Origin of the sequence: Enterovibrio baiacu, from assembly GCF_004120195.1 — a bacterium.
In the GTDB taxonomy this organism is placed as follows: domain Bacteria; phylum Pseudomonadota; class Gammaproteobacteria; order Enterobacterales; family Vibrionaceae; genus Enterovibrio; species Enterovibrio baiacui.
In genome coordinates, this window is the sequence record NZ_SCHN01000018.1 from 85,871 (window position 1) to 99,081 (window position 13,211).

Here is a 13,211-nt window from a genome sequence, read left to right on the forward strand (position 1 = left end):
AAGGCATTGTGTCTTCCGCCTTTTTTATTGAAACTGAACAAAGGACATCACACGCATTAAGGACGACATATGCCTCAGAATCTCCAACTCGCCATCACCGCGTTCGGCGGACCTGAAACGTTGAAACGCCAATACACAGCAATGCCAGAGCCCCAAGAGGGGCAAGTGCTCATCAAAGTGGCCTTTGCTGGCGTTAATCCCGTGGATGCGAAAACTCGTGCAGGCTTAGGTTGGGGCGCGGAGAAAATCAAAGACATCTTGCCTTGGGTACCGGGGTTTGATGCAGCAGGTGTTGTCGTTAAAGGTGCTGGTGTGTTTAAAGCGGGCGATCGCGTTGCGGGACGAATAGTGGAAGGCGGTGGCTACGGTCAGTATTTGTGTGCAAATGCTGATGCGTTGTCGCGCATTCCTGATGATGTGTCGTTTGAAGCCGCCGCCTCGTTGCCTGTGGCAGGATTGACGGCATGGCAGGCCTTGGAACTGGCTGGTCTAAAGGCGGGTGAAAAAGTACTGATATTGGCTGGCGCGGGTGGTGTCGGGCATATCGCCATTCAGCTTGCCAAAGCAAAGGGTGCGAACGTGTATGCGAGCTCTTCTGCAGCCAACCTTACCTTTGTGAATGGCTTGGGCGCCACGGCCTTAGATTACGCAGCCTCTTCGCTTGAAACGCAAGTGAGTGACGTTGATGTGTTGATTGACCTTGTCGGTAGTGATGTTGGTGAAGCTGCGCTGGCATGCGTAGCGAAAAATGGGCGAGTCGTGACTGTGCCTACTATCACCGCCGATCGCATTATTGCAGCGGCACAACCATTGGGCATTGATGTGAAAGGCATGTTGGTTGTGCCCAACCCCGAACAAATGGATGCGTTACTGGCCTTGGTGCATGAAGGGAAAGTGCGCGTCGAAATCGCGAAAACGTATCCGCTAGAAGAAGGTGTGCAGGCCCATGTTGATATTCAAACTGGCCGAACGCGCGGTAAATTATTATTGGAGATGCCTGAATGAGTCGGTATGACGACTATGATGGATTGATTTTCGACCTGGATGGTACCTTGCTGGATTCCATGCCGGGTCACTATGCAGCTTGGCAACAAACCGCTGCTGATTTTGGTTTTACGGTGTCAGAGACGTGGTATCACACGCGAGGTGGTAGCCCGACGATTCTGACGGCGCGTTCTTTGATTGAGCAACTTAACCTCGACATTGATGCGCAGGTATTGGCTGATCACAAGACCCAGTGTTTTTCTTCCCTGTTAGAGAATCATCTTACGATTTTGCCGTTTACAGAGGTTGCCCGTCACTTTGCAGGAAAGAAACCCATGGCGGTGGGGACAGGTACGCTGACAGAGCTTGCTTCTCGTATGATGGAAAAGGCTGGCATACTTGATTTGTTCGATCACGTTGTGGGTGCTGATCAAGTTGGCGCACACAAACCCGCCCCTGATACCTTTTTGCGCTGTGCCGCGCTATTGGGTGTCGCGCCAGAAAAATGTTTAGTGTTTGAAGATGCGGTATTTGGTTTTGATGCAGCAAAAGCGGCGGGCATGGATGTCATTGATGTTCGGGTGACAGATGTTGGATTGGCTTAGCAGTGACTCGGCGCTATGGGTATTGTTTTCTACCGGTTTTCTCAGTGCCACCTTACTTCCTGGAGGATCAGAGGCGAACCTGATCCTTTTGCTCAAAGAGAGCAGCTATAGCATTGCCGTGCTCGTTTTGGTCGCCACGTTGGGCAATACGCTTGGCGGCATGACCAACTATTGGATTGGTCGTTTTCTTCCTGCGCGAACCCAAGAGCAAAAACACGGTCAAAGAGCCATTAGCTGGCTTCAGCGTTACGGGTATTGGACCTTATTGCTAAGCTGGCTGCCTGTTATCGGTGATCCCTTATGCTTGGCTGCTGGATGGCTGAGGTTAAAGCAACGCTGGTGCTGGATATTAATCGCACTTGGCAAAACCCTCAGATACATCGTACTTGCCCTCGTGACCCGCGGTTTACTGTTTCTCTAAATGATATTTTGAAAGGATAGCGTGTGCGTTATTTTATCCTGACGGCAGCCCTATTGGGCTTGTCTGGGTGTGGCTTGAGCCAAGCCGTGCCGAATGTTTCATTGCCGGAAGGCGTCACCTTCATTGAACAAAAGAACGCGCAGAGTGATGCGCCTTCTATTCCTTACCAGAAATACCAACTACAAAATGGGTTAACTGTTGTTTTGCACCCGGATGCCTCTGATCCTCTGGTGCATGTTGATGTGACCTATCACGTTGGTTCGGCACGAGAAGTACCGGGTAAATCAGGCTTTGCGCATTTCTTTGAACACATGATGTTTCAAGGTTCGAAGCATGTGGGCGATCAGCAGCACTTCAAGTACGTGACCGAATCGGGTGGCAGTGTGAATGGCACCACCAACCGAGACAGAACGAATTACTACGAAACCGTGCCCGCCAATGAGTTAGAGAAAATGCTGTGGCTCGAATCTGATCGCATGGGTTTTTTGCTTGAAGCTGTCTCGCAACGTAAGTTCGAAATTCAGCGTGATACCGTGAAGAATGAGCGCGCACAAAATGTCGATAACCGTCCTTATGGTCGTGTACAAGAAACGCTAGCAGCAGCGCTTTATCCACCTGAACATCCTTACAGTTGGCCAACCATTGGTTACATCGAAGACCTTAATCGCGTTGACGTGAATGACTTAAAAGCGTTCTTCTTGCGCTGGTATGGCCCAAACAATGCCACGTTAACGATTGGCGGCGATATCGATGCGAAGCAAACCCTTGAATGGGTTGAAAAGTACTTCGGCGATATTCCTCGCGGGCCAGAAGTGGCGAAGGCAGACAAATGGCCAGTGACGATCGACAGCGATCGTTTTGTGACGCTGGAAGATCGCATACAACAACCGATGTTGGTGATGAGCTGGCCGACATTGGATCCCACGGCTGAATCACGACAAGCGCTCGATATGCTTGCGTCTGTGTTGGGGCAGGGGAGAAACAGTCTGCTTTACCAAGACCTCGTGAAGCCGGGCAAAGTGCTAAGTGCGAGCGCGTACCAAGATTGTGCGGAGCTTGCATGTAACTTCCAACTTTATGTGTTGGCAAACCGTGGACAAGACCTCACGCAAGTCCGCCAAGACGTACTGACGGTGTTGGACTCTTTGAAAGCGCGAGGCATCAAAGAGGATGACCTCGACCAAGTGAAAGGCAGCGCTGAAGCCGGTGCGGTGTTCGGTTTGCAAAGTGTGCACGGCAAAGTGGCACAGCTAGCGTCCAATGAAACCTTCTATGGTGAGCCTGATCGTTTGGCCTCTTGGCTTGCATCCTTGGATGCGGTGACAACCAAAGATGTCGAAAATGTTTTCGATACCTTTGTATGGAAAAAGCCATCGGTAAACGTGTCTGTAGTGCCAGATGGGCAAGTTGCGTTGGAAGCTGAACCACAAAATTTCACGGCCAAACGCGCGATGTCCAGCAGCAACGAGGGCAAGGAAAGCGTGAACATTGTTCAACGACAAACCCCTGAAACCTTTGATCGCAGTGTCGCACCTTCACCCAACGGTGCCGTTAGCGTGAATGTGCCAACCCTGTATCACAGTAAATTGAGCAATGGCATTGAGATAAGTGGCGCTGAATCCTCAGAAACCCCGACGGTTGCACTGCACCTTATTTTACCTGCTGGCAGCTTAATGGAGCCAAAAGGCAAAAACGGCCTGGCATCGCTTACTGCAGATTTGATTGCGGAAGGCAGTAAAACCCAAACTAGTGAAGATATTGCCGCCAAATTGGATCGATTAGGTTCAAGCGTCAGCATTGATGCATCACTGAATGGCACGACGGTGAGTGTGTCATCACTGACCAAACACCTGCGCGAAACCTTATTGATCGCGGGTGATGTTCTTTTCAACCCCGCATTAGAGCAAGACGATTTCGATCGTTTGAAAAAACAAACGTTGGAAGGCATTCGATTTAGTCATCAAACGCCGCAATGGCAGGCCAGTCAGGCGAGGCGCGAGGTGTTGTTCAAAGACGAATGGCATGCACTTCCATCTGAAGGCACCTTTGAAACATTGAACAGCTTAACGCTCGAAGATGTGAAGGCGTTTTACGCGGAAAACTACACGCCTAACAAAGCGCGTTTAATTGTGGTGGGTGATATCGACAAAGCGGGTCTGTTATCCGCAACCCAAGGGTTGAATCGCTGGCAGGGCGCTGAAGCAAAAGCACCGGCGAAAGCGGAGCTAAATACTTACGACCAATCGCAAATTTGGCTGGTGGATAAGCCGGGTGCACCACAAAGTGTTGTGCAGATGGTACGTCATGCGATGCCTTTTGATGCCACGGGTGACATGTTCCGAACACAGCTCGCGAACTTCAATTTGGCCGGTAACTTTAACTCTCGCTTAAACCTCAACCTTCGTGAGGACAAAGGCTACACTTATGGGGCAAGTGGGTACGTGGTTGGCGGAAAAGATACTGGCCGCATTGTCTATCAAGCTCAAGTGCGCGCGAACAGCACACTCGACACCGTGAAAGAAATGCAGAAAGAATTGCGCCAAATGGCGGAAAACGGCATCACGGATGACGAACTGGCTTTCCTGCGTTTGGCCGTGGGTCAAAAAGATGCACTGAGCTATGAAACGCCAAGGGATAAGGCCGGTCTTATTGCGACGATCATGCGCCATGATCTGCCGTCTGATTACAAAGCACAGCAAAAAGCGATTATTGGTTCTGTCTCCAAAAATGAATTGAATGCCTTGGCAAATAGCTGGTTCCAGCCTGAGGATTATCAAATCATTATCGTGGGCGATGCGAAAGCGCTGACACCAACCTTATCGACATTGGGATTACCGATAAAACGTTTAGTGATTGAGAATTGAGCGACTTTTATCGTTAGTTAAGCAAACCCTAAAAACAGTGAGATGGCTTTTGCGTTTCAGAGTGATTATGCTTAGCCATCTTAACAGTTTACTAATATAAATGAGTACAGCCTTGACTAGTTTTTCACAACGGTTGGCGGCGCTGGCGGAACATCCCGAAGCGCTAAAAGGAATTGGCCGCGGTGTAGAGCGCGAAGCGCTGCGTATTACACCTGAAGGCACGCTTTCTTCTGCGGCCCACCCAAAGGCGCTAGGCTCTGCGCTAACCCACAAATGGATCACCACGGACTTTGCAGAATCTCTGCTTGAATTCATTACGCCCGTGAGTTACTCCGTTTCCGAAACGTTGACGCAGCTAGATGATATTCATCGTTTTACCTACCGTGAGCTAGATGGTGAGTCGCTTTGGCCTCTCTCCATGCCTTGTTACGTCGCGAATGAAGACGACATCACGTTAGCGCAATACGGCTCGTCAAATGTGGGACGTATGAAAACCCTGTATCGCCAAGGCTTGAAGCACCGCTACGGCAGTGTGATGCAAGTGATCTCTGGTGTGCATTTCAACTTCTCCTTCCCCCAAAGCTTTTGGCAGCAGTTGTTTGGCGATCAAACGCCATATGCACGCCAAGAATCTGTGTCTGATGCGTACTTCGGTGTTATCCGAAATTACTACCGCTTCGGTTGGATGATCCCTTATCTGTTTGGTGCATCCCCAGCATTGTGTGGTTCATTCATCAAGAACACTGACACGGCATTGGATTTCAATACCGTGGGCGAAGGAACGTTTTATTTGCCTTACGCAACCTCATTGCGCTTGAGCGATTTGGGTTACACCAACAGCGCGCAAAGTGTGCTGAAAATTGGTTTTGATAGCCTAGAGAAGTATCTTGAAGGTGTTCGTGATGCTATTCGTACACCGTCGGCTGAGTTTGCGAAAATCGGCGTGAAAGACGCATCAGGCTACCGCCAATTGAATGCGAATGTGCTTCAGATTGAAAACGAACTCTATGCGCCTATTCGCCCTAAACGCGTTGCGAAAAGTGGTGAGAAACCGTCTGATGCGCTGGAGCGTGGCGGGGTGGAATACATTGAAGTTCGTTCATTGGATGTCAATCCATTCAGCCCGACAGGCATTGATGAAACCCAAGTTCACTTCCTCGACTTGTTTGTTACTTGGTGTGCTCTGTCTGATTCATCGCCGATGACGGATTGCGAGCTTGAATGCTGGCGTGATAACTGGAAAAAAGTGGTCATGGAAGGGCGTAAGCCTGGTCTAACACTGCAAATCGGTTGCCATGGTGAGCAGCTCACTCAAGCAGAGTGGGGACGTCGTGTCTTTGATGATCTTGGAAAGCTCGCGGTTGTGATGGACCAAGCATACGGCGGTGACAAGTATCAAGCGGTGTGCAAAGAGTTGGTGACATGGTTTGATCAGCCAGAGAAAACACTCTCAGCACGTTTGCTTAATGACATCCTTGCGAAAGAAAGCATTGGTAAAGTGGGGCTTGCGATTGCAGCTGAAAATGCGGAGCGCTTTGCCGGTGGTGATTACACCGAATTTTCAAATGCACAGTTCCGCGAAGAAGCCATTGCGAGTGAGAAGCGCCAACAAGAGATTGAGCAGGGCGACAGTGTGAGCCTTGATCAGTATCTGGCTGAGTACTTTGGTGATAGTGTATCGATATAGTGAGATACACGTTTTACACCTTGTTGTAACGCCCGCCCTCGCGTGATCCGGCGGAGCGAAAAAAAACGAGGTAGAGAAACAGGCAGGTCTCACCCTGCCTGTTTTTTTATGTGCATTTTTCCGCATTGAATCAGAAGTGGAGATAAGGACACCCATGCAATTTTCATTATTCTGTCTTTCATCGCAGCGCCTTTCATCTTGCCGTTTCCCTCGACGTTGGCTTGCGTTAATCGGCGCGTTGTTGCTGACGGGGTGTGCGACGCCGCCACCCAAGAACCCAGATAACATTTGCAGTATTTTTCGTGAATACGATGGCTGGTATGAAGATGCCGTCGACATGCAGGAAGAATGGGGAACGCCTATTCATGTGGCGATGGCGTTCGTCAAACAAGAAAGCTCTTACGTGCACGATGCTGTACCACCGCGAGATTATGTCCTTTGGGTGATCCCATGGGGAAGGATCAGCAGTGCGTATGGCTACGCGCAAGCACAAGATCCAGCCTGGTCTGATTATCAAAAAGCGACCCGAAATGGAGGATCGCGAACAGACTTTGGGGATGCGATGCAGTTCATTGGTTGGTACACCACGGAAACACAACGTCAATTGGGTATTTCTAAGTGGGATCCGTATAACCAATACTTGGCATACCATGAAGGTCGCGGTGGGTATAAACGCGGTTCTTACAAAGCGAAACCGAAGGTGATGCAGGTTGCGCGCAAAGTTGAACGACAAGCGAAAAAATACGGCGGGCAACTCAGTAGTTGCCGCGAAGAGTTAGAAAGCAACCGAAGCTGGTGGTCGTTCTAACGCTCTCTACAAAAACATGAAAAGCGCCAAATGGCGCTTTTCTTTTTCCTCGTGCAATTGCACGCTTTCTCGCGTGTTATTCAAACCCCATCTGTTGACGCCCGAGTGGCGACAAGTCAGCTTCGGTTGCGCGACCTTTATAATTTTGTTCATGGTTTTCAGCGGCGAAATCAGGGCAACTATTTCCATTTAAAAAGGCGGGGCGTTGCTTGGCGAGAAACGCACGGTTCTTTTCGCAATCAGGAGCTGCGCCGATAAACAGCACATTGCTATAGCCATCACCATTGTGTTTGTCTTCCACCGCGTGAATCGTATCGGGATGCCACCACACGGTATCACCCGGCTGCATTTTCGGAATGGACACCAGCCCTTCAAGCAGTAATGGGTGCCATTCTTTGTAGACCGTCAGTGCGCGTCCCGGCGCGGCACCACACAGGTCTTCCTCTTCCACATCATCTTGGATCGCGCGAAGTAGCATGAACGGCATGGCCAACATGGAAGGGACGGTTTGCAGTGTGCCATCGCCTTTTCCTTGTGGCGTGAGCGCTACCCAGCCTTGGAAGGTGCGGAACACACTGCACACGGCAGGGGAAGGGAACTCCTCTACATCAACGCGATTCTGCCCGTCAAATGCTTGATATTTTGTCCAATCACCATGAAATACCTCATGGTAGACATCGCGGTAGTGAGGCTCTATCCAGCGTTCAATGGAGCCTGAATCAACATGAGGAGACAAACCTAATGTTGCATCACCTGGCTCGCGGCGACGAACACGATCTGCGTAGCTCGATTCGAGATCAGGATTGAAATACGCGTCGCCGCTGTTCGGATCTTGCCATTGCCACAAGTGGTTGAGGTGACGACGCAGTGTCGCCATATTCTGATGCTGCCTTGCCCATACCTGTGCTTGAGACCAATAAATCCCGAATATCTGGGGCTTGTCAGATTTGAGCTGGCTGAAGTAGTTATCTTCTACTGTGGGTTTGTGGTCGTAATAACCATTATCAATGATGTACTTAGACAAGTCTTCATTGTGCGCTGACACTTCATCACTGGGCAAGGTGTTACGCACAATGCAACATCCAGCACGGTGCACACGTTCTTTTTGTTCGTCAGTAAACCCTGATTTCGCAATGTCTGCATACTCAAATTGAGGAATGGCTGAGCCTTCAGATTCTTCCTGTTTGATGCGGGCAATTTCGGCTTCCATCGCATGGGTTACGGATTCAAACCTTGCTTTGTAGTTGGGGCTTTGTTGCTTTAGGGCGGCCTTGAATTCGCGGATTTGCTGAGACAAATTTTCTGTAGAGAGTGCCATCGTACCTTCCTTTCTCGTGCTTTCCATCCGTAACAATGCGGTGCAAAACAGCATGTTCTGTTCCAGAACATCGACAGTCATGCACCTACCATTGTGCTTGTCGTGATCTAGCGCTTATTTCCTTAATGATAGATAACTCACTAGCAACATTAATTTCACAAATATACTACCTTTATTGGAACGTTCCAGTTTAATTTTTGAACAACAACTGCTTTTCCTCGCAGATGACTGTAATTCATCAATAACTTTTTATTGAGTGGGTGGGGTGGACGCAATGACGATGTTTTTCCGTGGCTGATCATAAGTCACCAAGCTATGTGGCCAGTAAAAAAGCGACGGTGATTGACGTTGCGAAAGCGGCTGGTGTGTCCAAATCAACGGTGTCTTTGGTACTTCGCGGCGGGGTGGGCGTAAAAGCACGAACTGTCGAGAAAGTGAACGCAGCGATTGATGCGTTGGGCTATGTCTATAACCGGGAAGCGGCAGGGCTTAGGAACCGAGAATCAAACATGGTGGCGATTGTTGCCAATGATCTCGCGAACCCCTATTTGGCGCAGGTCATCATTGCACTAGAGAGTGCATTGACCGAGCAAGGGCTTGTGCCTGTCGTGGTCAATATCAATGAAGATGAAACGCGTCAAAAGGCACTGGTTGCGTCGCTGAAAGAGCACAATGTCGCAGGTTTTTTCATTACGCCAGCACCGGAAACATCGGCGGATTGGCTGCAAGGACTCGCTAGTGCAGGGTATCCCGTGGTGTGTTTGATGCGGGAAATTGTTGGCGCGAATGTGCCCGTTGTGGTGCCTGACAACCGACGCGGCATGTACTTAGCGACGAAGTACTTGATTGACCTAGGGCATACGCGAATTGCGTTTATTGGTGGTGTGGAAAGTATTTCCGATTATCAGGAACGAAAAGAAGGGTTTCTCACTGCTATGCAAGAGGCCGAATTAGCCGTTAAAGACAGTGACATTGAACCTAGCTCAACCAAACGGGAAGGCGGGCAAATAGCGGTAACGCGCGTGTTAGACCGCGACCCAAGCATTTCGGCCATGGTGTGTTTTACCGATGTGGTGGCGTACGGCGTATACACGGCATTGCGCGACCGGGGGTTGAAGCCTGGAAAGGATATCTCCGTGGTGGGGTTTGATGATTTAGAGGACAGTCGACTGATGTCTCCAGCGTTAACAACAATACGTGTGAATGCGGAAGACATTGGCCGAGTGGCAAGTGAACGCATGCAGCAATGCAGAGAGCATTCCCTTTCCTCTGACAACGATGTTGTTGGTGTGGAATTGGTGATTCGCTCGTCGTGCTGCGCGATCGGGGGATAAGGTTGCTCACTCAACCTTGTCTCCCAATGACAAAAAGGAAGACTGCAGTCATTGCAGGTCAACGATAAACGGGACGACATATCATGAAAAAGAACACCATGATTCAAACCCTGCCCCTCGCGGGTGCTTTGCTGCTCTCAACGGCAGCGGTACAGGCAGAAGATGTAGAAGTCTTGCACTGGTGGACATCGGGCGGTGAAGCGGCTGCCTTGAATGTGTTGAAAGACGATCTGGGTACCAAGGGCGTCGGCTGGCAAGACATGCCAGTGGCGGGTGGTGGTGGTGGCAATGCCATGACTGTCCTCCGTGCGCGTGTGACCTCTGGCAATCCGCCTACTGCAGTTCAAATGCTTGGCTTTGATATTCAAGACTGGGCGGCTGAAGATGTGGTGGCAAACCTGAACAGCGTTGCGGAAGCGGAAGGCTGGAATGAGGTTGTACCGACGGCACTTCAACGTTTCGCAAAATACGACGACAAATGGGTCTCAGCGCCCGTTAACGTGCATTCCACCAACTGGATTTGGGCGAACAAAAAACTGCTTGATGAAGTCGGCGCAAAGCAGCCAGAGAACTGGGATGAGCTGATTTCTGCACTTGATAAGCTCAAAGCCGCTGGCTATATCCCGCTGGCGCACGGTGGTCAGGCATGGCAAGACGCGACTATCTTTGATGGCGTTGTGTTAACCACGGGGGGGATTGATTTCTACCGTAAAGCCATGGTGGATTTAGACCCTGACGCGCTGAGCTCCGACACCATGCTGAAAGTCTTTGATCGTATGACGCAGCTTCGTGGTTACGTGGATAAGAACTTCCCAGGCCGAGACTGGAACTTGGCATCAGCGATGGTGATTGAAAACAAAGCGGGCATGCAAATCATGGGTGACTGGGCGAAAGGGGAATTCCTCAAGGCAGGCCTGAAACCCAATGAAGATTTCTTGTGTTTCCGTATGCCGGGCACCCAAGGTATGGTGACCTTTAACTCGGATCAGTTCGTGATGTTTGATGTGGGCGAATCGAAAGCGCAGGACGAAATGGCGAAAGCCATCATGGCGCCTGCGTTCCAGTCCGCATTTAACGTGGTGAAAGGTTCAGTGCCTGCGCGCACTGATGTGTCAAATGCAGACTTTGATGCATGCGGAAAGAAAGGCATGGCAGACCTTGCGGAAGCCAACAAAAATGACACCTTGGTAGGCAGCATGGCTCATGGTCACGCTGCGCCGGCTGCTGTGAAAAATGCGGTTTATGATGTGGTGACCAACCACTTCAACGGCGGTATGGACTCACAGCAAGCAACGAAAGCACTGGTCTCTGCAGTTCAAGACGCTATTTAAAGACAGTGTGAGTGACACCAGCGGCTCTAGATCCTAGAGCCGCGCTTTTCATACCCGTGTCGCGCTACCTCAAGGATCGATGTATGTCTTCTCAAGGAAAATACAGTTCGCGCCATTTCTGGCAGCAGCTGTTACCCAAAATTGTTATCGCGCCGTCCTTCGCGCTCATCCTGTTTTTTGTTTATGGCTTCATTGCTTGGACAACCTACATCTCGTTCAGTCGCTCTCGCATGTTACCGAACTACAACCTTGATGGTGTGCGTCCTTACGAGAAATTATGGAATAGCCTGAATTGGCAAGTTGCACTCGAAAACCTCGCCATTTTTGGCATTCTTTATATCGTCATTTGCTGTGCCCTCGGTTTGCTTCTGGCGATTTTGCTTGATCAGAAAATTCGTATTGAAGGTGGCTTGCGCCCCATCTTCCTGTATCCGATGGCACTGAGCTTCATCGTGACGGGGACGGCATGGAAATGGTTTCTAAACCCGGGTTTAGGGCTCGAGAAAACCATGCATGAATTTGGGTGGGAGAGCTTCAGCTTCGATTGGTTGATAAACCCAGACATGGCCATTTATACCATTGTGATTGCGGGTGTTTGGCAAACGTCGGGCTTCGTCATGGCGATGTTTCTTGCTGGCTTGCGAGGCATCGACAGTGAAATGTTAAAAGCGGCGCAGCTTGATGGTGCGTCATCATTTCAGGTGTATCGCCGTATCATTATTCCGCAGCTTCGCCCTGTCTTTCTCAGTGCCTTTATCGTACTCGCGCACATGGCCATTAAGAGTTATGACTTGGTCATTGCGTTAACGGGCGGTGGGCCGGGGAACGCAACGGCAATGCCAGCGACCTTTATGTATTCGTACACCTTTTCACGCAACCAAATGGCGGTGGGCTCGGCGAGTGCGATCATCATGTTGATGACCATCGCAGCCATCATCATTCCGTATCTGTATAGCGAACTGAAGGAGAAGAAGCATGAGTAGCAGTGACACCTCTTCTCCCTTTCAAGGGGCTCGCTTTTGGCGAATTTTGATTTACACCACCTTGATCGTATTTGCCTGCATGTACTTGCTGCCGTTGTTCGTCATGCTGGTGACGTCATTTAAAGAACTCGATGAAATTCGCCAAGGGAACATGTTGGCCTTGCCAGAAGTTTGGACGGTCGAACCTTGGGTTTCTGCGTGGGGAACGGCGTGTATTGGCCTGACGTGTGAAGGCATCAGCGGGTATTTTACTAACTCCATCATGATCACTGTGCCGGGTGTGTTGTTATCAACCACCCTTGGGGCACTCAATGGTTATGTACTGACGAAATGGCGTTTCCGCGGACACCGTTGGGTGTTTGGCTTGATGCTGTTTGGGTGTTTCATTCCGTTCCAAGTGGTATTGGTGCCGATGAGTCAGGTGCTGGGTACGCTCGGTTTGGCGAATACCACGGCAGGTCTGGTGCTGGTGCATGCGATTTATGGGTTAGGGTTTACGACGTTGTTCTTCCGTAACTATTACGAAGCCTTCCCAAGTGAATTGATCCGCGCCGCCATGATTGATGGTGCTGGGTTCTTCCGTATGTTCTTCCGCATTTTATTGCCGAGTTCAGGGCCGATCATTGTGGTGACCATCATTTGGCAGTTCACCAATATTTGGAATGATTTCCTGTTTGGTGCGTCGTTTGCGTCGGGCGATACCGCGCCGATCACCGTGGCGCTGAACAACTTGGTGAACTCATCTACCGGTGTAAAGGAATACAACGTGCACATGGCTGGCGCCATGATTGCCGCGCTCCCCACCTTGTTGGTGTACATCTTAGCGGGACGTTATTTCGTTCGTGGCCTGATGGCGGGATCAGTAAAAGGATAAGG

Annotated in this window: 11 protein-coding genes; 10 read left to right on the plus strand and 1 reads right to left on the minus strand. The window is 50.2% G+C overall.

From position 1 onward, the window contains the following. The first annotated feature begins 69 nt into the window (after positions 1–69). The 6 genes from EQP46_RS19005 (at position 70) to EQP46_RS19030 (ending at position 7,369) form a co-directional block, all read left to right on the plus strand. Positions 70–1,005: an NADP-dependent oxidoreductase gene (locus tag EQP46_RS19005; RefSeq protein WP_129495137.1), complete on the plus strand. Its 936-nt coding sequence runs from the start codon at positions 70–72 to the stop codon at positions 1,003–1,005. Next, positions 1,002–1,589, plus strand: coding sequence for a beta-phosphoglucomutase family hydrolase (locus tag EQP46_RS19010; RefSeq protein ID WP_129495138.1), 588 nt, complete (start codon positions 1,002–1,004; stop codon positions 1,587–1,589). The genes EQP46_RS19005 and EQP46_RS19010 overlap by 4 nt, the downstream gene beginning before the upstream one ends. Next, positions 1,573–2,010: a YqaA family protein gene (locus EQP46_RS19015; RefSeq protein WP_129495139.1), complete on the plus strand. Its 438-nt coding sequence runs from the start codon at positions 1,573–1,575 to the stop codon at positions 2,008–2,010. Before EQP46_RS19010 ends, EQP46_RS19015 begins: the two co-directional genes overlap by 17 nt. 23 nt (positions 2,011–2,033) lie before the next feature. Then, positions 2,034–4,874, plus strand: coding sequence for a M16 family metallopeptidase (locus tag EQP46_RS19020; RefSeq protein WP_129495140.1), 2,841 nt, complete (start codon positions 2,034–2,036; stop codon positions 4,872–4,874). A gap of 133 nt (positions 4,875–5,007) precedes the next feature. Next, positions 5,008–6,561: a glutamate--cysteine ligase gene (gene gshA / locus EQP46_RS19025; protein ID WP_240671772.1), complete on the plus strand. Its 1,554-nt coding sequence runs from the start codon at positions 5,008–5,010 to the stop codon at positions 6,559–6,561. Positions 6,562–6,715: 154 nt separating this feature from the next. After that, complete coding sequence (locus EQP46_RS19030; protein WP_129495142.1) at positions 6,716–7,369, plus strand: transglycosylase SLT domain-containing protein; 654 nt, start codon at positions 6,716–6,718, stop codon at positions 7,367–7,369. Between the two features lie 76 nt (positions 7,370–7,445). Here EQP46_RS19030 and EQP46_RS19035 read toward each other — a convergent pair whose 3' ends face one another. Next, positions 7,446–8,687, minus strand: a complete 1,242-nt coding sequence (locus tag EQP46_RS19035; RefSeq protein WP_129495143.1) for a YbiU family protein — start codon at positions 8,685–8,687, stop codon at positions 7,446–7,448. 290 nt (positions 8,688–8,977) lie between these two features. On the opposite strand from EQP46_RS19035, the gene EQP46_RS19040 reads away from it, so the two are divergent. From EQP46_RS19040 to EQP46_RS19055, 4 genes are all read left to right on the plus strand, one after another. Further along, entirely contained in the window at positions 8,978–10,021 is a 1,044-nt protein-coding gene (locus tag EQP46_RS19040) for a LacI family DNA-binding transcriptional regulator (RefSeq protein WP_240671770.1), read from the plus strand. 83 nt (positions 10,022–10,104) lie between these two features. Next, positions 10,105–11,352, plus strand: coding sequence for an ABC transporter substrate-binding protein (locus EQP46_RS19045; protein WP_129495144.1), 1,248 nt, complete (start codon positions 10,105–10,107; stop codon positions 11,350–11,352). Positions 11,353–11,435: 83 nt separating this feature from the next. Beyond that, complete coding sequence (locus tag EQP46_RS19050) at positions 11,436–12,335, plus strand: carbohydrate ABC transporter permease (protein ID WP_129495145.1); 900 nt, start codon at positions 11,436–11,438, stop codon at positions 12,333–12,335. Then, positions 12,328–13,209 carry a carbohydrate ABC transporter permease gene (locus EQP46_RS19055; RefSeq protein ID WP_129495146.1) on the plus strand — a complete coding sequence of 294 codons (882 nt, stop codon included), beginning with the start codon at positions 12,328–12,330 and terminating at the stop codon, positions 13,207–13,209. Before EQP46_RS19050 ends, EQP46_RS19055 begins: the two co-directional genes overlap by 8 nt. Positions 13,210–13,211 lie beyond the last annotated feature (2 nt).